This window comes from Paenarthrobacter ilicis, assembly GCF_016907545.1.
GTDB lineage: Bacteria > Actinomycetota > Actinomycetes > Actinomycetales > Micrococcaceae > Arthrobacter > Arthrobacter ilicis.
Window position 1 is genome coordinate 3,039,502 of record NZ_JAFBCD010000001.1, and the last position, 22,945, is coordinate 3,062,446.

General features: G+C 56.5%; 16 protein-coding genes. 7 read left to right on the forward strand and 9 right to left on the reverse strand.

Going from position 1 to position 22,945, the window contains the following annotated elements:
- Positions 1-1,101 (reverse strand): alpha-ketoacid dehydrogenase subunit beta, encoded by a 1,101-nt coding sequence (locus tag JOE60_RS13885; RefSeq protein WP_167263821.1) that lies wholly within the window; start codon positions 1,099-1,101, stop codon positions 1-3.
- Complete coding sequence (gene pdhA, locus JOE60_RS13890; RefSeq protein WP_167263823.1) at positions 1,098-2,315, reverse strand: pyruvate dehydrogenase (acetyl-transferring) E1 component subunit alpha; 1,218 nt, start codon at positions 2,313-2,315, stop codon at positions 1,098-1,100. Before pdhA ends, JOE60_RS13885 begins: the two co-directional genes overlap by 4 nt.
- A 169-nt stretch (positions 2,316-2,484) precedes the next feature.
- On the opposite strand from pdhA, the gene JOE60_RS13895 reads away from it, so the two are divergent.
- The 7 genes from JOE60_RS13895 to JOE60_RS13925 all read left to right on the forward strand — a co-directional run bounded on the left by JOE60_RS13895 (position 2,485) and on the right by JOE60_RS13925 (position 9,436).
- Positions 2,485-2,949: an Lrp/AsnC family transcriptional regulator gene (locus tag JOE60_RS13895; protein ID WP_167263825.1), complete on the forward strand. Its 465-nt coding sequence runs from the start codon at positions 2,485-2,487 to the stop codon at positions 2,947-2,949.
- 119 nt (positions 2,950-3,068) lie between these two features.
- Entirely contained in the window at positions 3,069-3,548 is a 480-nt protein-coding gene (locus tag JOE60_RS13900; protein WP_338112517.1) for a YdcF family protein, read from the forward strand.
- Between the two features lie 239 nt (positions 3,549-3,787).
- Positions 3,788-5,434: a hypothetical protein gene (locus tag JOE60_RS13905; RefSeq protein ID WP_167263827.1), complete on the forward strand. Its 1,647-nt coding sequence runs from the start codon at positions 3,788-3,790 to the stop codon at positions 5,432-5,434.
- An 85-nt stretch (positions 5,435-5,519) separates the two neighbouring features.
- Positions 5,520-5,825, forward strand: coding sequence for a hypothetical protein (locus JOE60_RS13910; protein WP_167263829.1), 306 nt, complete (start codon positions 5,520-5,522; stop codon positions 5,823-5,825).
- Between the two features lie 91 nt (positions 5,826-5,916).
- Positions 5,917-7,056: a non-hydrolyzing UDP-N-acetylglucosamine 2-epimerase gene (gene wecB, locus JOE60_RS13915; RefSeq protein ID WP_167263831.1), complete on the forward strand. Its 1,140-nt coding sequence runs from the start codon at positions 5,917-5,919 to the stop codon at positions 7,054-7,056.
- An 81-nt stretch (positions 7,057-7,137) separates the two neighbouring features.
- On the forward strand, positions 7,138-8,292 hold the full coding sequence (locus JOE60_RS13920; protein WP_167263833.1) for a DUF6270 domain-containing protein: 1,155 nt from the start codon (positions 7,138-7,140) through the stop codon (positions 8,290-8,292).
- Positions 8,293-8,398: 106 nt separating this feature from the next.
- Positions 8,399-9,436 carry a hypothetical protein gene (locus JOE60_RS13925; protein ID WP_167263835.1) on the forward strand — a complete coding sequence of 346 codons (1,038 nt, stop codon included), beginning with the start codon at positions 8,399-8,401 and terminating at the stop codon, positions 9,434-9,436.
- 87 nt (positions 9,437-9,523) lie between these two features.
- Here the strand turns inward: JOE60_RS13925 and JOE60_RS13930 are convergent, their stop codons facing one another.
- Genes JOE60_RS13930 through JOE60_RS13960 form a run of 7 tightly spaced genes read right to left on the reverse strand, consistent with a single transcriptional unit; the run spans position 9,524 to position 22,945 of the window.
- The gene (locus JOE60_RS13930; protein ID WP_167263836.1) at positions 9,524-14,935 is read right to left on the reverse strand and encodes an FkbM family methyltransferase; all 5,412 of its coding nucleotides are present in this window, start codon (positions 14,933-14,935) and stop codon (positions 9,524-9,526) included.
- The gene (gene wecC, locus JOE60_RS13935; protein ID WP_167263838.1) at positions 14,932-16,218 is read right to left on the reverse strand and encodes a UDP-N-acetyl-D-mannosamine dehydrogenase; all 1,287 of its coding nucleotides are present in this window, start codon (positions 16,216-16,218) and stop codon (positions 14,932-14,934) included. The genes JOE60_RS13930 and wecC overlap by 4 nt, the downstream gene beginning before the upstream one ends.
- Positions 16,219-16,246: 28 nt before the next feature.
- The gene (locus JOE60_RS13940; protein WP_167263840.1) at positions 16,247-18,160 is read right to left on the reverse strand and encodes a glycosyltransferase family protein; all 1,914 of its coding nucleotides are present in this window, start codon (positions 18,158-18,160) and stop codon (positions 16,247-16,249) included.
- Positions 18,157-19,047 carry an ABC transporter ATP-binding protein gene (locus JOE60_RS13945; RefSeq protein WP_167263842.1) on the reverse strand — a complete coding sequence of 297 codons (891 nt, stop codon included), beginning with the start codon at positions 19,045-19,047 and terminating at the stop codon, positions 18,157-18,159. The genes JOE60_RS13940 and JOE60_RS13945 overlap by 4 nt, the downstream gene beginning before the upstream one ends.
- A complete protein-coding gene (locus tag JOE60_RS13950) occupies positions 19,034-19,921 on the reverse strand; it encodes an ABC transporter permease (protein ID WP_167263844.1) in 888 nt (295 codons plus the stop codon). Before JOE60_RS13950 ends, JOE60_RS13945 begins: the two co-directional genes overlap by 14 nt.
- Positions 19,921-21,645, reverse strand: a complete 1,725-nt coding sequence (locus JOE60_RS13955) for a glycosyltransferase family 4 protein (RefSeq protein WP_239528865.1) — start codon at positions 21,643-21,645, stop codon at positions 19,921-19,923. The genes JOE60_RS13950 and JOE60_RS13955 overlap by 1 nt, the downstream gene beginning before the upstream one ends.
- A 10-nt stretch (positions 21,646-21,655) precedes the next feature.
- Complete coding sequence (locus tag JOE60_RS13960) at positions 21,656-22,945, reverse strand: glycosyltransferase family 4 protein (RefSeq protein WP_338112514.1); 1,290 nt, start codon at positions 22,943-22,945, stop codon at positions 21,656-21,658.

A 22,945-nucleotide genomic window follows, 5' to 3' on the forward strand; every position in this document is an offset into this window, starting at 1 on the left:
TCAGTCCTCCCATTGAAGGTCGTCGACGGCGTCGAGGATACGGTCGACGCTCGGCAGGTAGTAGTGCTCCAGCTTGGGAGAGGGGAAAGGGACATCGAAGCCGGTCACCCGAAGAATTGGCGCGGCGAGGTAGTGGAACGCACGTTCCTGGACGCGGGCCACGATCTCGGAGGACACGGAGGCGAACCCGTGGGCTTCGGCGATCACGACGGCGCGTCCCGTCTTGCGTACGGACGCGCAGACGGTTTCGTCGTCGAAGGGGACGAGGGTGCGGACGTCGATGACTTCCAGGGACCGGCCCTCTTCTGCGGCGGCAGCTGCAGCGGCCAGCGCGGTGGGGACGGACGGGCCGTAGGCGATCAGTGTCGCGTCCGTGCCGGGACGGGCAACAGCCGCGCGGCCCTCGGTGGAGGTTCCGGCGTCGTGCTCTGCGCGCAAGGCGCCCAGGTCCACTTGGTCCTTGGACCAGTAGAGCTTCTTGGGCTCCATGAACATGACGGGATCGTCAGAATCGATGGCTTCACGCAGCATGCGATATCCGTCGGCCACTGTAGCCGGGGTGTAGACCTTCAGGCCGGCGGTGTGGGCGTAGTAGGACTCGGAGGAGTCGCAGTGGTGCTCCACTCCCCCGATGCCGCCGGCGTAGGGAACACGGATGACCATGGGCATTTTGAGCTTGCCCTTGGTGCGGTTGTGCATCTTGGCTACGTGGCTGACGATCTGCTCAAAGGCCGGGTAGGCAAAGGCATCGAACTGCATTTCGATGACCGGGCGCATGCCGTTGATGGCCATGCCCACCGCCATACCGACGATGCCGGATTCGGCCAGCGGGGTGTCAAAACAGCGCTGTTCGCCGAATTCGGCCATGAGGCCGTCGGTAATGCGGAAGACGCCGCCCAGCATTCCGACGTCCTCGCCGAAGACCAGGACGGACGGGTCGTTGCGCATGGCGTCGGCCATGGCGGTGTTGAGCGCTTTGGCCATGGTGAGGCTCTGCGGGCCGGTGGCTTCGGCAGTGGCCGCGGCAGAAGCGGCGGCGCTGGCGGTGGCTGCGCTGACATTTGCGGTGGTAGTGCCGGTGGCAGTTGTGGTGACGGTCATTTTGCGCTCTCCGTTCCGGTGTTTTCGGCGCTACCAGCGCGGGCGAGTTCGCCGGCGAGCAGTTCTGACTGCTCTTTCAGCTGCGGCGTTTGCTTGTCGAAGACGTACTTGAAGAGGTCTAGCGGCTGGACGGGAACATCTTCACCCAGGCCTTCGCGCAGCTGGGTGGCGACGGCTTCGGCGTGCTCAGCGATCCTGTTGCTGGCCTCCTCGTCAAGGAGACCCTTGTCAGTGAGGTACGACTTCATGCGTGCCAGCGGATCTTTGGCCTGCCATTCGGCAACTTCACTGTCCGGGCGGTAGCGGGTGGCGTCGTCGGCGTTGGTGTGGGCCTGCATGCGGTAGGTGTGGGCTTCGATCAGGAGCGGGCCGGATCCGTCGCGGGCCAGCTTCACGGCCCGGTCCATCACTGACAGCAACGCAACGAGGTCGTTGCCGTCCACGCGCTCACCGGCCATGCCGTAACCGACGGCCTTGTGGGCCAGCGACGGAGCCACGGACTGGTGGCTGAGCGGCACGGAGATGGCGTACTTGTTGTTCTGCACGAAGAAGATGACGGGCAGGTGGAAGACGGCGGCGAAGTTCAGGGCCTCGTGGAAGTCTCCCTCGCTGGTGGCGCCGTCGCCACACATGGCCATCACTACCGTATTCTCACCGCGCAGCTTGGCGGCGTGGGCCACACCGACGGCGTGCAGCAGCTGGGTGGTGAGCGGGGTGCACTGGATGCCGACGTTGTGCTCCGTGGGGTCGTACCCGCCGTGCCAGTCGCCGCGGAAGATGGTCATCACTTCCACGGGGTCCACCCCGCGGGTCATGACGGCTACGGCGTCACGGTAGGTGGGGAACAGCCAGTCGCCTTCACTGAGGCACATGGCGGCTGCAACCTGGCAGGCTTCCTGGCCGTGGCTTGAGGGGTAGACGGCCATACGGCCCTGCCGGACCAGCGCAGAGTTCTGATCGTTGACCCGTCGACCAATGACCAATTGCTCATAAGCGTCCATCAGATGCTGATCGCCGGGCGTGGGGTATTCGTGGCCTGGTTCAGTTCCTTGCTCGTCCCGCGAGCGAAGACTGCCGTCCGGGTTCACCATTTGGATCTGGTGCCGGGCGGGAAGCATGTAGTCCTCAACGCTGATGCCGAATTTTGTCCGAACGTCAGCAGCTTGGTCCTCTGGCACCGTTTCCGGCGCAGAGTGGTCTGCATGGATCGTCATTGGTCCGTCCTTCGATAGCCACTATGTGCTTCCAGTATGTTCTGGTGCCGGGTTTCGTATCCAGCTTTTGCGGAAATCATGGAAGCACTTAGCTGAGACACGTATTCTGAAAGACGAATTGCAAATGTGAGCTGGGTAACGCACCCTCCCGAAGACGATTTGGAGAGCAATGAGCGAGGCAGAGGCGGAGCAGACCGCCGTCCCCCTGGACACTGTGGACCAGGACATTATCAAAGAGCTGACCACAGACGGGCGCATGTCCGTTACCCAGGTGGCACAAAACGTGCACATCAGCCGCGCCCATGCCTACTCCCGGATTGCCCGGCTGACAGGCGAAGGCGTATTGACAAAATTCACGGCATTGGTGGATCCCATCAAGGCCGGCCTTAGATCATCCGCATACGTGACGCTTAAGGTTCAACAGCATTCTTGGCGTGAGTTGAAGGAGCAGTTGAGGGCCATCCCCGAGGTTCACCACATCGCCTTGGTGGGCGGCGACTTCGACGTCATCCTGTTAGTCCGCGCCACAGACAACATCCACCTCCGCCGTGTGATTTTCGACCAATTGCAGTCAATGGACGGCGTACTGGACACCCAGACTTTCCTTGTATTTGAGGATGTGGATACCCGCTAAGAGTCCACTCCCGGGTTTTGCTGGAGGGAACGGTCATTTTCGGACCCTAGAATGTCCCCGTGCCCTCCAGAAAAGTCTCCGCCACCCGAGCCTTGGGCATCGCTATCGGAACATGCTTGGTGATTTTCCTGCTGTGGCTAATTGCCGCTTTCCAGTTCTTCTACAATCCGCCTCAAGCCAAACCACACAAGACCGATGCAATTATTGTCCTGGGTGGCATGAGCAAAGAGCGGCTACCCGTGGCTGAGAAATTGCAGGCCCAGCTGGATATACCCGTCCTTGTTGTCTCGACCACAGGATTGTCGGGGAACGTTGAAGGCGATGCGCTGTGCGACGACAACGCCGATGATCCTGACCTGGTATGTTTTCGCCCCTCACCCCTCAATACCCGGGGTGAAGCCGAATCTTTGAGTGCCCTGATTGCCCAGCACAGCTGGAAGTCCGTGACCGTGGTGACGTCCAACTACCACCTCATGCGGGCAGGGACCCTCATTGAACAATGCACGTCCGCCGAGGTGCAGATGTTCGGGTCGCCTCCTGACCTTTCTGCCGGCGCATGGCTCGATCGATTTGTGGTGGAAACGGGGGGGCCTGATTGACACGTGGATGCGGCCGGAGTGTGAATAACGGTAGATACCCGTGAACGGGGGAAGCGAAGATGACAGAATCTGTCATGGCCGCAATTAGCCGAGCCGTAAGTGACGTCAACTAATTACAGCAGCCATTCCTGATAAATATTGATGCGAAAGAATTTGTAAAGTCATTGAGTTTCGCGCGGCTGGAAGTCATTCTTTTGCCATAGGTCCAAGGTCTCACCCTACGAGCCCAAGGATCCCCCATGGAAAGAATCACCTCTCCCTCCATTCCTCTCAGGTCCAGCCGGACCAGGCACCTTACGGTAAGCCTGTTGACCGCGTTCCTCCTCATTGCCGGGTTCCTCCAAGTACCTGCAGCACAAGCAGCTGCGGCCCCGGTCTTCCCCATCAGCGGGTACTTCATTTACGGAAGCACCAGCGATGCTGCGAACAATCAAAAGCTCTCGGACATCAAGTCAGTCGGTGGAGACACCGTCATTACCTTCGGCTCACGGCTCAAGCCAGCCACCTTGGCCACTGTTCCTGCCGGGTGCACCATCTCCGGGAACAACTGCGCAACGGCAGCTGCTGCGGGCGTCAAGGTGAAGCGTTATTTCACCTATTCGGACGGCAACACTTGGGCGGGTCCCGCACTCCTATGCGCGCGAGACAAAACGGTCACCAGTGGAAGCAACGTCTATACGATTCTTGTTCTTCCCACCGAGGGCAGCGGCTGCAATTCACCCAGCGGCACCTATGACGTTGTGGTGATCACTGGCGGGACCAACTCCATGTCAGTCTCACTGGGGAAGGCCGCCACCAGCCTTGGAATCAAGTACTACGCTGGCCTGCCTGCCCCGATCATGCGGACGGACGTGACATACCTGCCGGATCTGTCGTACCAAGCAACGTTGTCCCTGTTCACGGCTCGGTTCCTTATTTATCAAGGGAAAGTAAACAATGTGGCCGGCCTTGCGGGCTTCTACCACCACACGGAGATGCCGCTCAGCGATGGTGCAGCATGGGACTCGGTTCTCAGCCTCTACCGGATGCAGAACTCCCGGATAGCGCAGTACCAACCGAGCCGCTCGGCAGTTGTCAGCCCATACATCGATTCCCGTTCGGCCTTCTCGGGCCATGTAACGGTTGACCAAGCAAGAAATGCTATTTCAAACATCGCTGACACGGCAGGTGACGTTCACCTGTCCATTGCTGTCCAGGACGGCATGGGCACTGGCAAGGGTGGATCCTTCTTCGGCAGTGAAAGCGGCAATAACGTGGACTCGATGGCTGCGTCGATTGTGGGCAGCGGATCGTGGGGCAGCAAGTACTTGGCACCAACACGAGATTATTTCTGGGCATTAGCCGAAGGAGTACAAGGTACTGGCGCTGACCTCTGGGCCAATCTGGAAGGCATGGCACCGGCAACATCCCAAAACCCATGCGATAACAGCCTTCGCGGGCAAACGACCAAGGCCAGGGTAGACAAGCAGTTGCAGCAATTCGGAAATACTCCTGTGAAGGTCATCTCTTTCATGTGGGATCCCTACTTCACCTGCGGTGGAACCTGGGCACCAATGATTGACCGCCTCAAGGCCGGAAGCAACACGCCCATCATCACGGACTCCATTTTCTACGGCAACGGCGATGTCTTGGTCACCGGCCAGAACCTCAGCGGAGGCACAGTCCAAGTGAAGTGGACGGATGCTTCGGGGCGGGTCAACGACAAAACTGTTACGGCTACCAGCTACAACCCCTCTTATGGCAAGCAGGCGGGTATTAATCCACTGCTGGAATCAGTTACGGCGAAGCTCGGCTCTACGTCTCTGGGATCGGGGAAGAACTACTTCATAGACGTGACCAACGGCTCGGGAGTAAAGAACGACGCGCTCTACTCTGATCGAGGTTGATGATCACACGGATGTTGCAGCTGGCCGTTGTAATGCAAGAATTGGAGTTGCCCCAGCACCGGCCAGCCTGAATCGAGGAGTAGAAGTGACGGACCACGTCCGCCCGGCGACGCCCCTGTCGCCCGCACCTCGTCACCTGCGCAGAAAGGCTTTCCGCAAGGAAATTCCGGTGAGCATGATGGGCGGTTTTCGCCGCCCTGACAAACCCAAACAGGCGCCGAGCCGCCGGTCATCTGAGGTCGCAGGACAGACTCCAGCCGAGGCTGCGGTCCGGATTCCAGCCGACGTCGATACCGAGCGCCACCGCAAAAGACGGGTGGCGTTGATCATTGTGATCCTTATCGCGATCACTGTGCCAGTCCTGGCCCTGGCACTGATTTTCGGCCAGTAGTAAGACCACCCTGGTCGCAACCAATTGATGGCAGTGGTGCGGCGTGCGATAGCATCGGGGGGTCACTCAACGCCACCCCGGGGGAAATTCCATGCCCAGCGTCATGCCAATCTTTGGCACCCGTCCTGAAGCCATCAAGATGGCACCGATTGTCAGCGCCTTCCAGGCGTCCGAGGATTTTGACTGCATTGTGACTGTAACCGGCCAGCACCGCGAGATGCTGGACCAGGTCAATGAACTGTTCGGGATCAAGCCGGACCACGACCTCAACATCCTTCAGCAGCGTCAATCACTATCGTCCATCATGACCCGTACCATTGACGGGTTGGACAAGCTGTTCACAGAGAACAAGCCGGACGCAGTCATCGTCCAAGGCGACACCACCACATCTACCGCTGGAGCCATCGCCGCTTTCTACCACGGCATCCCCGTGGTCCACGTTGAAGCCGGCCTTCGCAGTGGAGATCTTTTTTCCCCTTTCCCGGAAGAGGCTAATCGTAAGATCACCAGTCAGATCTCGAGCCTTCACTTGGCGCCCACAAGCGTCAGCAAAGCTAACTTGCTGGCTGAGGGAATCGCAGAGGCAGACATCGTTGTCACCGGCAACTCGGTTATTGATGCACTCCTCACCACCGTGGACAAGCACATACCGTTCTCTGACCCCCAGTTGGAAGAACTCGCGGCAAGTGGCCGCAAGATTCTCTTGGTGACTACCCACCGCAGGGAAAACCAGGGCGATGCGATGCGCGGAGTCGGGCGGGCGCTTGCGCGGATCGCAGAGGCCGAGCCTGATCTGGTCATAGTCCTCCCGGCGCACAAAAATCCTGTGGTTCGGGAGGCCGTCCTCCCCGCACTTGAAGGAAAGGACAGCGTGGTTGTTACCGAGCCCTTGGCCTACGGTGAATTCACACGGCTCCTTTCCCTTGCACACATCGTCCTCACCGACTCCGGTGGAGTTCAGGAAGAAGCACCCAGCCTCGGCAAGCCTGTCCTCGTCATGCGTGACAACACTGAGCGCCCCGAGGCAGTCGACGCAGGAACGGTCGCCCTTATCGGCACCGACGAGGAAACTATTGTCAAGGAAGTCGACCGTCTCCTCAATCAGCAGGATGCCTTCGACGCCATGGCAAACGCCGTCAACCCTTACGGCGACGGTAAAGCCGCAGCCCGTACCGTGGCCGCAGTTGCCCAGCTCCTCGGCATAGGCGCCCGCATTGAAAGCTTTTCTTAAGACATTGGTGAGGCGGGCCATTTCCTTCCGGCAGGGTCAGCCTAGATCGAGAAGTGCATCTTCTAGAAGCAAGTGAGCAAAATGGCAAAGATCTACATCTACGGAAGCTGCGTCTCCAGGGACTCTTTTGACTTCATAGATAAAACTCACCACCAGCTACTTGGATACACCGCTCGCCAGTCACTTATCAGCGCATTCAGCCAGCCCTACGGCGTAGCGGCGGACTCAGGAGTACTTGAAAGCCGCTTCCAGGTCAGAAATCTTCAGGGTGACTTCGACGGAAATCTCTTGCAAACACTGGAAGAGATTGCCCCGGAAACAGATTACATCTTCTGGGACCTCACTGATGAGCGGCTGGGGGTCATCAAAGTTGATGAACAAACATACATAACGAAGTCCGTGGAGTTGTCCCAGAGCGGTTTGATGGATGACCTTCGAGATCTTGAGTGGATAAAGTTTGGGACCGACGAACACTTCTCACTTTGGCATGAGTCGGTCAGGAAACTGTCTAGGTTCGCTGCCAGAGTATTGCCAAACACAAAGATTATTCTAGTCAACTTGCCGTGGGCTCTCTTCGACGAAGAAGGGCGGGCTGTTGGCAAGACTTGGGATTTTTCTCCAGCCGAAGCAAACAATTTGCTGGCTAGGTATGCGACTGTGATTCAGGACTACCTAAACGTCAAGATCATCGAAGTTTCGTGGGAAAAAGCCATAGCTTCCACTCTCCACAAGTGGGGAATTGCTCCATACCACTATCGGGATTCGGTTTACAACGAGGTAATCTCACAGTTCAAAAGGCTGGATAATGAAAAAAGTAATGAGTCTCCCCGCTCTGCGGACACGGTGGTCAGAAGCACCGCACTGAGGTCCCCGTGGAGAGATGCTACGGTCAAACCCAAAGAGTTCCTTCTTCTACCCGGAACGCAAAAATTTGGTGTCCAGTTGGAAGCCAAGAGTACTCTCCCGACGGGCCGGCACGTTCTGATCGCGCTGTCGCTGGAAAACCCAGATGAAACATCACTTGTTTCTGCTCGAATAGTAAAATCCGGCGTACCAGATATCGACTACTTTCGGTATGTAGAAATTCAAGATGGTCAGCGGTCTTATTATGAGACATTCGACATCCCTGAAGGTGTCACTTGCCTGAGCGTCAGAGTTCTGGGGTGGCAAGTTGGATATGGTTCGATTCTGATCAGTAACGAGACCGTATTCCCTGCCACACCCCTAATAGCCTGATCTTGACCTAACACCGAGCCTGCTTATGGCGTGAAGCCGCCGACCTGCAGACTAGCGGCAAATTGGCCTGTGTCCCCTCGACACTGACGGTCGATAGAATGGCTGGATGCAACCAGTCGAAAATGATGCTCTGGCGCCGTCATTCCTGAGCAACGATTACCAGCCGTGGCCTGGCGGCCACTTCGAGTGGCCCTCCCTGATTGACTTCCTCAATCAAGAGTCATGGGACGACGGAGTACACACGATACCGATCGGGGCCGGGCCAAATCTCGACTTGTTCTTCAGCGGCAGTCCGCTGGACGCGGAAACCGCCGTTGTACCTGTGTTCTTCAACGGGGCCGTCTCCGATCGCGAGTCCAAAGTTGGGCCTTTCTTTTCGGGCCGAAAGCTTGCTGCGGCAGCCGGTATCGGCTTCATCGCCGTATCCGACCCGTCCCATAACCTGGACCCGTCGCTGGGTTTGGCTTGGTATGCCGGAAACAAACTTCAGGATTTGCAAAACAGTCTCGATGCAATCCTCCGGGGTATCGCATCAAGGGCAGAACGTGAATTGCTTTTTATAGGTGGTTCAGGCGGCGGTTTCGCTTCTTTGTACTACGGGAACCGATTGTCGCAGAAAGCATCCGTGCTCGTCTGGAATCCTCAGACGAGCATCACGGAGTACAACGAGACCTTTGCAAAGAATTACTTCACCCGGGCGCTTGGCGTCGGCGACGAACTCCACGGCGTGGATTGGAAGTCCGTAGCGAAGTCGAAGGCGTCAACACGGGGAATCCAGACCGAGGTTCTTATTTCTCGGCCTAGACGTCTGCTCTACATGCAAAATGGAAGCGATTGGCATACACCCGTCCACGCCGTCCCGTTCCTCCGAGGAGGCCACTTTGAGCATGCGGGAAATGGAATTTTCGCTACGGATGATAACCATCAAGTCTGGATTGCCAATTATGGGGACGGGCACGCGCCGCTTCCCGAAAACATCCTGTTAGTTGCCCTTCAGTTGATGATTGACGCCGACATGTCCGTCTCTGACGTAGTCAATCGTATGGTTGAGAGCTGCTCGGATGGAACAACGGCCCTGGGGAAGAGCTGGCTCCGGATAGGCGATGTCCTTCCTGATGGAACCGAACTTCACGACTTAGCCTGACTGAATCGCAACCAAACAAGGGCCCCTCCACTGTCCATGGACAGTGGAGGGGCCCTCTTTCGCCTACGGCTTTGGACCGAAGTGCGTTCAGCCCCGGCCGAGAACCGCCAATTCCTTTGGCACGATGACATCAGCATCGCTCTGTGATCGGACGCGCTTGGCCGCAGCCTGAGACTTTCGCCTATAAAGTCGGGGAGATGAAATAAGACTCAGCATTGCATCGGCCAGGGCGGACGCGTCTTCCGGATCCACAATCTCGGCACATGTCTCGTCTGCAAACTCTGGAATTGCAGCGACTGCGGTCGTGACAGGCACAAGACCGGATGACATTGCTTCGTCCCTCGACACACCTTGGGTATCCATGCGGGATGGACAGAGAAAGACACCGTACTCCTGATGCATTTTTGCTATCTCATCTTGCGTCAGAAACCTCTTATCCAAGATCACGTTGTCGAACGCTTCAAGCGGCTTCGTAATTTCATCAAAGAGCGGACCGTCACCAACAAGCCTGAATTCCATTTCATTGAAGTGAGGGGTATCCGACAACAACCGGATTGCTTCAACCGACAGATCATTTGCATATACTGCAGATGCATAAGGTCGCACAGAAAGAACTTTCAGTCTCTTCTGATCATCTTTTGGATTATACGAAAACATCGATGCATTGATCGGGTTATGGATGACAACAGACTTATCTGACACTTCCAGTCCTAGGTCTTCAAGTGCCGTTCGCCGCAACCAATCGGAGACAAAAACGACTTTGACATTCTCGGTGGAATCAGCGAATATCCTACTCCAAAGTGACAACCTGGCATCACTGAGTGTCCTTGCTGCATCCTTGGAGTCTTCATCGTACAAGAATTCCCGGCGCGACCAGCTCTGAATGTCTGCGCCATGTGCCCAAATAGCTATACGTGGTTGGTGGGGCAGTCGGCTAACAGAATTCCACATTGACTCGGTGATGAAGTGAACTGATATAGACCTATGAAAACCCTGCTTCAGGAAACTATCGAGGGTTTCAGAGTTCCCTGTGATGACAGAAACCCCTTCGAATTCTCGGAATCGAAGAGACTCCGTCTCATCAAGGACGAAAACCTCCGTTGGCACGCCTGCTTGGATGTAGCGTCGAACACGGGTGTGGACGAAGCCGTTTTTATATAGGTCGACGCTTGAAGGATAACGGTTCGTGATCACGAGGTTATCGGCGGTTTGTGCGATGAACTCGGGAGTCATGTCCTTATGCTCCCACAGTACCCTCCGGATCGCTCCCGAGCCAGACGAGAATATACGGATACCAACCTTCAGGTGCGTAGCCTCTGGTGGCACATCGAGAGTATGGTTTTGATTAGTTGTTCGGACAAGTCCCGCGATTTTGGTGTCGTTATTGTAGTAGATAATAGCGATCTGTAAGTTCAGACCAGGATCACTTTCGGCGTGAAATTTCAGCCCGTCATCATCTGCAATATCATGCAGGTTGATCATTTCAGACGAGTAGATATAGTCATGCCTACCATCATCTAGTGTTGACTCAAAATTCCAAGAGTCCCCTGATACCCAAGAGTCCACCCCTGGTCGCTTCGTGACAAGGAACATCTTGGACAAGTCTTTTCCAGTAAGGGTATTCAGATCTGTAGTCGAAAGCTCCGATGCTTTTATACGGTCTGAGGCGCTGGTGAGATTCTCGAGGCTAAGGCCTATATCTGACCAGTTTCCGTCGACCGTCGCAGCGTAGCCGGGCTTGAGCTTTGCGCCGGCACGGCAGTAGTCGAAGATCTCTGTCTGCATCATCGCGGGAACACTGTAGTCCCCGTTTGCTGCGGACTTGATCCACTCGGAAGCACGAAGCTGAACTGCCGTTGGATCGAGGATAAGGCTTGACCTGATTGGAAGGCGTTCAACAGCCGTGTAGGCAAGCTCAGTGCCGACACTCGCAGGTCCTCTTCTGGTGGCTCGCATGTAGGTCGCCTTGCCGACCACCTGGGCGGATGTGTAGCGGACTGCCAGAGCCAGATCCAACAAATAGCAGGGACCGTAATAGTCGTCGGGGTGCATGAAGCCAACGAACTCACCAGCTTCCGCAAACTGAGCAAGCTCCACGTCGTGCAGATCTGACGTCAGAGCTACGTCCTCAAAACGGCTGGCCAGCGAAGGATTGTTGGTAAACAGGCGAAGAGAAGCTGTCACTCCGGCTTGGCGATCGGCCGATTTTCGAACTGCCTCTATCTCCGCATCCCGGGAAACCAGACTAAAGACGTGAACTATCGGCGTAGTGGACACCTTGCTCCGGCTCTCGACTTTCGACAGGATGTAGTCCAACCTGTGAGCGTAGGTGTGCTCACTCATGACCTTCCTAAGTCCCGCTAGGCGGCGCTTTCGCCCCTCTAGCTCACCGCTGACTGAGCGGAGCTCCTCGACCACAGCTTGACCACTGTCTGAAATGACCGGTATACCCCCAAACATCAGCTCCAGTCCGCGCGAGTAGTTACTCACAACAGTGGTATTTGAAGCTAGGAGCTCGTAGACCCTTCGCGCAAACATCGACTGGGACTCTTTAACAGAGTTCAGGTTGATGGCGTAATCATAACCCTTATAGGCAAGGTCTATTTCCGCACTATCAAGGGTGCCCACGATATATTTCTGATATTCGGCGGGAAATTGATACTGCTCATCAGTTTTACCGAAATTTCTGTCAAATATCTCTATTGATCTGTATTCAGGAATCTTTTCGATGAACGACTCAAGATCACGTGTCCGGTCCGGGTAACGCCGATAGTAGGCCCCTGCGAAACACAAACCTGAATCCCTGCTATACAACTCAAGGGGGTTGTGGGAGAAGGGCTGGCAGGCGAAGGGAAGGAAATGGACGCGATCATGGCCCAAATCCCCCTTGTACCGCTGTACGCAATCTATATCTGTAGTGAACACATGATCGACCAGCTTGGCCGTGTTCAAGAAGGTCGAGTAGTGAACTGGATCTTCCTTGTTCCAAAGAATAACTTTGATGTTATGATGATTGGCCCATGAAATTATCTCTCGTACTTGCGTAGCCGTTTGGGCAACCTTATTTCCCCATTCATCATCTCTGCCACGCCATGCAGATTCAAGGAAAATGAGATGAGGCTTGAAGTCTTCAAGTTCTTGGATGTAGCGTCCAAGGGACAGCTCCAGCAGATCGCACTCCGGCGCAAATGAGTGGACAGTGAAAGCATCCATGATGGCTGCGACACGTGTTCGCCTCACCTTGTCTGATTCTTTGAGTCGAAGAGACTCGGTTGCGGCACTGTTGGGAAGTCGTCTGTCCTGACGAATCTCTGCGGCCCGGTTTACGAGACCAGGAACATTTGCACTTGATGTTGCGACTGCAATCGGATCAACCAGAGTCGATGCCACTTTCGGTGTGGCATCAGCGCTCAGCTTCTTCCGGTTGTTCTCTTTCATCAACACCCCAAGCGCCACAGGCAGCTTGAGGAGGCCCTCCGGTGACTGGAGAGAATTCCTCAGGGTCTGACCAAGCCGGTAAGTGATACTGGTCCGAAGCAGTCGGGTCTTCTCCTCCGCCTGGGCCAACTGCAAACGCGTATTTGTGAGCTCGTCGCGCAGACTTTCAACTTCTTTGAGGGCATTCTGTCGCTCTAAATTCCGACGGTCAGCTTGCTCATTGGCGGACTTGAGTTCTGCTGAGACGCTGGAGAGCGAGGCTTCGGACTTGTCACGCGCGGCTATCAGAGCCTGTTCGGCGATCTTCAGGGATTCGCTGTGAGCACGTGCATCCTTCAGGTCACGTTCCAGCCGAGCTACAAGACCTTTTTCAACTGTCAGCCTGCGCCCGCCTTCATCTACGGATTGCTGAGCCGAAAACAGTCGCGTTTGGGCATCGGTGAGCTTGCCTTGGCTCACCTTCAAGCGATCCACTGAATCGGCGAGTCGAGTTTCCAGTTCCTCAGCACGGGAATTGGTGGTGGCAAGTTTTGCCCGCAGCTGCTTAACATGCTTCAGCACTTGCCGTAGGCGAAGCTCGGAATTGTTTAGCTCTGACTGAAAGCGCGAACGCTCACTGTCCAAGATCGCCTGCTGGTCAGACAGCTCTGACCTGAGTGCGAGATTCAGACTATTGATCTGAGCCATGAGCTTCTCAACGCTTTTGACCCTGCCCCTCTCAAAGGACAGGCGCGACCTTACATCACTCAATACAGCTGAACGTGTGTTGGCTGCTGCAACCAGTTTGTCCTTCGCCCGGGAGCTTACAGCGAGTGCATCGCCCACCGCCCGCAGCTCGTCATGATTTTGCTTGGCATTCCTTTCCAAATCATGAATGTGCGATGCCTGCGCATCCAGCTTTTGGCCAAGACTCGCCAACTGTTCCTGGGCCCGGGCGCCAGCGGCCAAGCGATTCTCATACTCGGGAGAGAGAATCAGACGCTGCTCATGCTGGAGTCGCAGTTCAACGATCTGCGCGGCTCTACCCGCCAATTCTTCCCTCAGCGCTGCGACTTGACGAAGTGCATCCGCGTGGGAAGTCGATATTCCGTCAAGAGCCCGGACCTCATCGGCTTTTCTCTCCAGAGCCAAGTGGGCCTCAACCAAAGCCTCTTCGCTCGCATTCAACTTGTTTTGGAGATCGAGGATATGGTCTTGATCACGCTTTAGAGTTGCGGTATTTGCTTCGAGGCGTTCCTTGAGCTGTGCAAGGAGCGCAGTCGACTCTCGGTACTTGAGGTTGGCCTGCGACAAAGAGAGTCTTAGATCGCCAATCAGCTTGCGATCATAATAGGTTGCGGAAACCTGCTGCTTGACTACCTGTTCAAGCCGGTCAGTGTTGCTTCCTGCGCCATCGAAACCGAAGCGGTGGGTTGGTGTCGCATTGAATGTTGCTTTATATCGATACCCGAATGGCTCTAAGAACTGGTGTATCTTCTCAAAGTCCTGAACGGTCTGGCACTCCACGTACATTTCAGGATGATCACGTTGAATTAGCTCGGATGACCCGCGGAGAACGTCGAGCTCCATACCTTCAACATCAATTTTGATGGCTTTTACAGGTGCCTCAAACTCCTGATCATCGAGACGGATGATTGCTACGGATTGCTCATCCATTGAAGTGCGCTCCAAGCGCTGGGCACCTCTATTGTTTTCAGCCGTCTGTACGATCCGTCCGAACCCATTAGCATCCCCAACTCCTACTTGATGAACCGTAATCCTTTCCGCAGCGCCGTTCGCTGCTACGCTGGTCGAGATTGCTGCGCAGAGCTCCGCGTCCGGCTCGAAGGCATGGACAAAGGCGCCGGAAACACAGCTGAGAAATAGCGTATGATTTCCGCAATTTGCCCCAATGTCCAGCACGAGGTCACCTGGCTTCACGATCGCGGCCATGTCAACCAACATCGCTTCTTCGTAAGGTTTTTTGGTGCTCGCTATCGTCTTTTGAATATAGTCGTTCTCGGCATCGGGTAGAACGATTTGATATGCGGAGCCATTTGCAACAATCTCGACCTGTTTCACGGCTGAAGGATGCCTGTCATTGCTCGCTGGCTGAGATCGAAAGTACCGCGAGTATCGACGACGATTTTCCCGTCAAGGACATTATCAGGCAGTTCCTTAAAGGTGTCATGATCAACCAAAAGAACGACGACGCTTGAGCGTTCGATAGATTCCTCGACACCCATAAGTTCGACGTTGCTGCGTCCGCTCAGCTGCTTCGGCAACACCTCAACATGCGGTTCAGCGACGTTGATGCGGCGATCGCTCAGTTCGTCTGCCAGGTGTGCCGCAATTTCGATGGCCGGCGACTCGCGAAGGTCATCGATGTTTGCCTTGAAGGCCAGGCCGAGTACTGAGACCTCAGCGGTTGCGGGAAGACCCTCAAGTGACGAAACGACCTGTTGGAAGACCCACTCGGGCTTCGCGTCGTTGACTTCACGGGCCGTCCTGATCAGGCGGGCTTCCTCGGGCGCAGCGGCAACAATGAACCATGGGTCAACTGCGATGCAGTGGCCACCCACACCGGGACCTGGCTGAAGGATGTTAACCCGCGGGTGGTGGTTGGCCAGTCGGATGAGTTCCCACACGTCTATGCCAAGCTTTTCACTGATGACGGACAGCTCATTGGCGAATGCGATGTTGACGTCGCGGTAGGAGTTCTCCACGAGCTTGGCCATTTCGGCAGTCACAGCATCTGTTGTGAGGATCTCGCCCTGGCAGAACACCGAGTACAGGTTCTTTGCGGCTTCCGCGGCCTCAGTTGTCATGCCACCAACGATTCTGTCGTTGGTGACCAGCTCAATCATGACGCGACCAGGAAGGACCCTCTCCGGGCAGTGGGCGACCATGATGGCGGGGCGCGAATCCGAGCCGTCAAGGCTCAGGTCCGGGCGCAAGTCCAAAATGTAGTTAGCCATGTGGGCCGTGGCACCGGGAGGGGAGGTCGACTCGAGAATCAGAAGCTCACCGCCCTGCAGTTGGGGAGCGATACCGCGGGCGGCAGCTTCAATGTAGCTGAGATCAGCCGAGCGATCTTCCTGAAACGGCGTAGGCACAGCGACGATATACGCCTCAGCCTGAGGCGTAGTTGTGGTTGCCTTCAGGTGGCCTTGGCTGACTGCTCCTGATACATGCACGCCCAGGTCCGGCTCCACAAATGGAACCTGTCCTGCGTTTACGGCGTCAACAGTGCGTTCACTGACGTCCACGCCGATGACCTCGATGCCGTTGGTGGCAAGGATCGCAGCAGTTGGGAGGCCAATGTATCCAAGACCGATGACGGCAACGCGATTAATTGTATTCAATGTATTTCCCCGTTTTTTGTTGGTTGATCTAGACAGTGATGTGTTCAGCAGGATTGCCCCAGAACTTGATGTCCCCGGACGCAAGCAGTTGATCGTCAGTGGCAGTCCACGTATGCCCCGTGACTGAACGTTGAACGTAGTAGTTGTATCGGTCGGAGGCATAGATTTTGCCCCCTGCATCGCTGACCGCACGCATGAACGCGGTGTCCTCACCACGTCCCAACTCCTCGAAGGGAAAGCGCTCGAACATCGACTTCCTGGCCATGATCGTCGCCCCGATGACCATATGGCTAAAGCGATGTTCCATATGGTTGAACCTCAGCAAGGTGGCATTTCGGCTCTCGATATACATGTAGTGAGCCAGCTTTCCGACGACGTCTGCCCCCGAGAACATCATGGCGTTCACTTGGTCCCGGAGGTAGTTGGGACCGTAGTAGTCGTCGTCATCCATCTTCGTGAGAATGTCGCCGCTGGCGGCCGAGACACACAAATTCAGGCACGTACCCAGACTGACGGTTCGGGGCTCGTGGAGAAGGGTCACCTTCCGCACTCCGTATTTCCTGCGTAACCGCCAGATTTTCCACCAGCTGGCTTTGAAACCATGAGTCAGTAAAACCAGCTCGACATCCACGCCTTGCTGGGAGCCGACTGTCTTGAAGACATGCTCCAGTTGGTGGGGCCGAATGGTGGATACCAGAGCACTTACCGATTCTGGCTGCACGGGACGAACCCGCTGGGGAAGCGCCATTCCCACTACCTTTTCGGCTCTGTGCGCGTACGTGTGCTCAGCCCAAATCCGGCGTTGGGCGAGATGCACTGAACGATCATTAAGTTCGGGACTACGCATCAACGCCCTCATAATGAAGGCAGCGTCTTCTTTGGTTTCAACGCTGTGAATCTCCCCGTTGGGGAAAAACCTTGGCAGAGATGGGCTGGGGGTGGTAACTACCGGCGTCCCGGAAGCCGTGATTTCAAATATTCGTCGCGCACACATGCTGGGCGAATCGACTACAGAGTTAACGTTCAGAAATACCTTGTAGGCCTTGTATGCAGTGAGCATTTGATCGTAGGTCAGTGATCCCACTACGTGGGAGGCATAAGGTTCCGGGAACTGGTAGTCCGGATTGCCTCCCAGTTGCCGTGAAAAGATTTCCAACCCGTGTTTGACTCGATCCGAGCCGGCAATTGCACCGTCAAGCAGAAGACGCATTTGCTCACGGCGCTCTGGGTATTTGTGCGCGAAGTACATGCCAGCGAACGCCACGTCCCGGGAGTGCCTGCCCTCTCTGGGGCGGATCGGATTGTGGATGGCTGGCTGTGCAGCGAAAGGAAGCACATCCACGCGGTTATGCCCCAGTTCCTGCCTGTAGTCAGGCAGCTTGTTCTCATCTGAGGTGAAGACGACGTCGAACTCGCGTGCCGCGGGCAGGAAGTCGTGGAAGTGGGGTGGGTCCTCCTTATTCCAGAAGACCGTGGGCAAATTATTCTCCCGGCACCAGCGCATCAGGTTCAGGAACTCTGGCTTCGGGCCGCTGGTCCCCGTCAGTTGGTATCTCCAGGAGCCTCCGTTGCCTTCCCACGCCGACTCCACAAAAACGAAGTCGATTCGCTGCTCTTGAAGCTGCTGCAACCAACCGTCCTTGGTGAGGAAAACGAGGTTCCACTCAAAAGCAAATGCCTTGGCGGAGAAATCATCCAAGATGACAGCTACGTTCAGGTCATCCCGGCGTGAAGGGATGGACGGGTAGTCGAATGCCGGAAAGGTGAGCTGCCGTTTTTCGTTGGTCGCTTTCTGCGATGTCATTCGCGCCTGAACGTCTTTGTTGGAAGTCTTGTTGACGGCCAAAGCCCGTTGGCGCCTGTGAAACGCCTGCAGCTGGGCGACGCCTCCAGCTCGAAAGTGCCAAGCGGCCTTCCGTAAATTCTCTACGGTGTAAATCATGCCCGGCTCCTACGCATCTTACTTCTGCCCAAAACTTCTGTCATTTGTAAATTGGCTCGTGCTTCATCAAGAATTCTGGCTGCCGTTATCCCGTTGCCCTTGGCGAGGTTGCTGGTGAAGTCCTGGTATGCCTTGACGGTCTCCGACGGTTCACCATCCATAATCATGTGGCCCTTATCCAGCCAAACCACTCTGCTGCACATGCTGGTGATGGTGTCCAGCGAGTGGCTGACGATGAATACACAACCAGCCTGCTCGCGCAGTTGGTCCATACGGCGCTTGCTTCGCTCGTTGAATTGGGCATCACCTGTATTGAGTGCTTCATCAACGAGGAGGATCTCAGGATCGATACTCGCCGCAATGGCAAAGCGGAGCCTCGAGGCCATACCCGAGGAGTAAGACTTCATGGGCAGGTAGATGGAATCTCTCAGCCCGGACAACTCCACAATGCCCGTGAACTTTGCGGCTACTTCGCGGCGGCTCATCCCCATGGCGAGGCACCCAAGGACGACGTTCTGCTGTCCGGACAGATCCCCGACGAGTGCCGCGTTGACGCCCAACATGATCGGTGTACTTGAAGCGAAAATGGCTCCAGACGAAGGCCTTATCTGGCCGCAGATGAGTTTCATCAAAGTGCTTTTGCCGGAACCGTTCCGCCCAATGATGCCTACAGACTCTCCCCGTTCGACGACCAGGGAGAGCTCATGGAGCGCCTGAACGGTAACTGTATTGGGACGTCGGGTGAGGCGGCTGAGCAAGCCGATCTCTTTGCGCTCCTCAGCGATGGCCTTTGCATCCGAAGTCACCACCCTGTATTCCATGGCCGCTTGGTCAACCACCACACAAGGATGTCCTTCGACATCCAAAACCTGCTCAGCCGCGACCATATGATTCCTCCCCGTGCCAGAAGAAGATCATTCCGACCAATAGTGTTCCGAGCGCCCACACGGCAAGTGTTGCCCAGGATTGCCATGTAGGGGCTTGTGCATAAAGAACGCAGCTCCGAACGATGTCGATGACGTTGAAGAGGGGGTTCAACTTCATGATCGCCAGAACATCAGGGTGCGTGACGAAGCGCTCGTAAGAATAAAAGATCGCTGACCCGTACATCCAGGCCCGCATAAAGAATGGGATCAGGTGAGTCGCGTCGTGAACCCGGGAGATAACGCGGGCAAGGATCAGGCTGACACCAAGATTGAAGATCGACTGTAGGACGATTGCGGGAATGATGAGTAGCCACAGCCACGTGATCTTCTCAACGGGAGGTACCAACGTGATGATCAAAAGCATCGCGAGAATCAACGGAACATTCGACATCATTTCGCGTATGTTCACGCCGATCGGCAACGTGGCCCGCGGGAAGTTGAACGCTTGAACCACGGCTTTGTTGCTGTGGATCGATCTGGCACCGCTGGTGATGGCTCCCGACGTCCCTTGAAAGATGAAGATGCCAATGACCAGATAACCAACGTAGTTTTCGATTCCATGGCCCGTCTGGAGGAGCAGACCAAAAATGACGTAGTACGTCAATCCGTTGAAAATGGGGTTGAGCAACAACCATGCGCTCCCCAAGCGGTCACGCCGGGTTCCGCTCTGCACGCGCGCGCGGGCATCGTAAAAAATGAACTCCCTGAAGTCCCAGAGCTGCACGAGGTACTCCAGGAACCCTGGCCTGGCGCCGACACGGGTCAGTCGTCGCATGTCCACAGCCAGAGGCTGGACCACCGCCGGCTCTGGCAAGACTGCTTTCTTTGCCGGCATCAGCTGGCCTTCCTTACATTGTTGAAAATCAAAGTCTCATAAGCGCGGCCCAAGGCCAGGGCATTGGCTTCCCATGTCCTGTTCGCAAGCACGCCTTGCCTTCCGGCTGCACCAAGGCGCCGGCGCATCCCCTCGTCTTCAAGGAGTTCCTGCAACACATCAGCCAAGTCCCCCGGGTCTCCGGGCGTAAACAAACGCCCGTTGATACGGTCGTGCACTATCTCAGTCAAGGCGTCCAATCTGCTGGCCACTACAGGCCGCGCACTGGCCAGCGCTTCGACTGGTTTCAGCGGAGTAACCGAGCGGGTCACGGTGAGATCCTTACGCGGCACTACAAAGACATCCAACGCTTGATGGTAAAGACGGGCTTTCTCAGCTGGGACCCGCCCGGTGAAGATCACTTTGTGGCTGACGCCCAGAAGTTTCACTTGGTTCCGAAGGGACGGCGCGGCGGTGCCATCGCCCACCACCACCAACCTTAACTTTGGCAGCCGCGGGGCAAGCAAGGCAAATGATGTGACCAGGTCGTCGAGGCCCTCGTAATCAACCAAACTGCTCACTGTTCCGATGAAAAGGTTGTTCCCTTCGAGCCCCAGAGCCTGCCGGGCTTCTTGCTGTTGGAGGGGCTCCTCAAGGTATCCTCCACCTACTGCGTTGGGGCTGATTAGGATCCGTTCCTCCGGCACTCCCGCCGCCAGGATGGCCTGCTTCATCGACTCACCAAGCGTAACCACCAGATCCGCACTGCACATGACCTCGGCCTCCCGTTCCATAAAGAGGCGGTAGCGTTCGCTTTGCCGTGCGTCCTCGCCGCGGCTGGAGGCCCATGTATCGGCGAGCTGTCCACGAACCTCATACACCCAAGGGACACCAAGCGCATGAGCAACCTCATGTGCCACCAAGCCATTTACAAAATGGGTCGTAGTGTGGATCACGCTTGGCCGAACCTGCTGGGAAATCTCTAACAGAGCCTCTGCCTGCTGTTGCAGACGTCCGCTCATGGACTTCGCCATCTTGCGTGGCAGGAGTCGCTGGTAGGGAATGCCGTCCACAACGTCTTCGCCTGCAGCCCTGAGGACCCCAATTTGGACTGGATAACCCAAGCGCGTGACCGCCAGAGGATTCCAACCCGCAGCTTTCTGAGCAGTCAATATCGAGTGAGACCGCTGCGCGTATCCACTGCCGGTGTGGGGAACGGAATTAGTCAGAAGATGCAAGATCCGGGTGGGCTTTGGCTCGGCTGTTCCGCCCCTCAGTTCCGGCCGCCAACCCCGAAAAATCTCCCGCTCGGATCTCAGTCGCTCCCGCTGCTTGCGGATATGCCCGGTCTGTCCCTCCAGGACTTCCACGGCCCCGCTCATGTCTCCGGAGTACCACTTGCGCCGGGCGATCGTCCCGAGCGCCCTTTTGATGTCAGGCACCCGCTGAAGAAACTCATCAGCCCAGTCAGGCTGCCCGGCAGCAAGCGCAACATCAGCTGCGCGGATGGAACGGATGGGAGCGCCGGTGTTGGTCAGCAGATTTTCAAAACGCGCCAACAGACCAGACTCATCACCGGCGGCGTGGCTCGCCAGCATGAAGACGGGATGTCCCGACTTCGGGGCCACCGCGGCCACTGAACGGGCCAAAGGACGGACGATCGACGACGGCAACCTCCTGAGGACTTGGAGAGCCAGGACGAATGGAGCTTCGGTCAGATGGTCGGTAATGGTGCTGGCCGCCAAGGCCAAGTTTCTAGCTTTGGGGATCAACACGGGTACCCTCCGCAACATTCGATGGGCTCCCGAGGACCAAGCGTGAGATCCCGGCGACATAGCGCCGTCCAAGCTGTGCATAGTCGGCATGGTCTTTGACCCACTCACGACCACTGTGCCCGGCGGCCAGACGCTCCCGGTTCTGTGCCAGGTCACGCCAAAGCCTGGCCACTGCCTCCGGGTTTGCTGCAACAACGTCGCCGCCTTTGGCCTCCACAATGATGCGTTCAGCCTCGCCGCGGACTATCGCCGTTACATGCCGCCCGATGGCAAGCACCTCGTAGGTTTTGGAAGGGACAGTGGCCTCAAAAGACTTCCAGTCATCCCGAAGCGACACAACGCAGGTGTCGGCGTCGCGGTACTTGTTGAGCACCGCCTGTCCCTGCAATGACGGATAAAAGCTCACGGGTGCATCAAGTTCCCTGGCGAGCTTGACCAGCTGCGAGCGACTGGTTCCGTGTCCCACCAGTGTCAGGTGAAAGCCGTCGCCGAGCAGCGCACTTGCCCTGATCAGGACATCCAGACGTTGACTCTTTCCATGGTTGCCCAGATAAAGAGCATGGAACACATCCCGCCGCAGTGTGGGCGGTTCCAAAAGTGGAACAGCTTTCAGATCCAGGCCATTGCTCACAGTCATCACATTCTGCAAGCCGCGAGCCCTAAGAATCTCCGCAAAACCCTCAGTGACGGTGACGACCATGTCTGCTCGGAGCTGCAGGAACTCCACCACGCGCTCCACCAGGCTTTTGACGCTGCCGCGGACAAGCCGCGCATCCCTGGCGAGGTCCGGCCAAGCATCCCGCATTTCAACAACAAAGGGCACTCTCCGAAGCTTGGAGAGTGCGTACCCTGCTGCCAGTGTGGGAAGACTGGGCGCGGTGGCAACAATTGCATCCGGCTTTTGCACCATCAATCCGGCCGGTACGGACAGCACCGCAGAATAGACCTGGTCAACCAACCGGGCTACAGGCGATTTACCGAGATGCCGCAAGTAGGGAACCCGCCTGATCTTCTCTCCATGCGGTCCAGTCTGGCTTTTGAAGGCATAGCCTGCTTGGCGTCGCGGAAGGTCTCTCCTCCCATTTGGATAATGGGCCACGGGGGCAATCACATCCACGTCCCATCCAGCCTTTTTGAATTCGCGGGTCAGGGAAGACCAGCGGCGTTGGGGGGGACTGTGCTCAGGCCAATAGGAGTGGGTAAGGAGCATGAGGCGCATTGGCGATGCAGGATTTTTGACAGTCTTACCCCTACGAAGCGGGTGTTTCAT

Coding starts and splice junctions, on each gene's coding strand:
- JOE60_RS13885 (WP_167263821.1), bottom strand. CDS start 1,101: ATGACCGTCACCACAACTGCCACCGGCACTACCACCGCAAATGTCAGC.
- pdhA (WP_167263823.1), bottom strand. CDS start 2,315: ATGACGATCCATGCAGACCACTCTGCGCCGGAAACGGTGCCAGAGGAC.
- JOE60_RS13895 (WP_167263825.1), top strand. CDS start 2,485: ATGAGCGAGGCAGAGGCGGAGCAGACCGCCGTCCCCCTGGACACTGTG.
- JOE60_RS13905 (WP_167263827.1), top strand. CDS start 3,788: ATGGAAAGAATCACCTCTCCCTCCATTCCTCTCAGGTCCAGCCGGACC.
- wecB (WP_167263831.1), top strand. CDS start 5,917: ATGCCCAGCGTCATGCCAATCTTTGGCACCCGTCCTGAAGCCATCAAG.
- JOE60_RS13920 (WP_167263833.1), top strand. CDS start 7,138: ATGGCAAAGATCTACATCTACGGAAGCTGCGTCTCCAGGGACTCTTTT.
- JOE60_RS13925 (WP_167263835.1), top strand. CDS start 8,399: ATGCAACCAGTCGAAAATGATGCTCTGGCGCCGTCATTCCTGAGCAAC.
- JOE60_RS13940 (WP_167263840.1), bottom strand. CDS start 18,160: ATGATTTACACCGTAGAGAATTTACGGAAGGCCGCTTGGCACTTTCGA.
- JOE60_RS13945 (WP_167263842.1), bottom strand. CDS start 19,047: ATGGTCGCGGCTGAGCAGGTTTTGGATGTCGAAGGACATCCTTGTGTG.
- JOE60_RS13950 (WP_167263844.1), bottom strand. CDS start 19,921: ATGCCGGCAAAGAAAGCAGTCTTGCCAGAGCCGGCGGTGGTCCAGCCT.
- JOE60_RS13960 (WP_338112514.1), bottom strand. CDS start 22,945: ATGAAACACCCGCTTCGTAGGGGTAAGACTGTCAAAAATCCTGCATCG.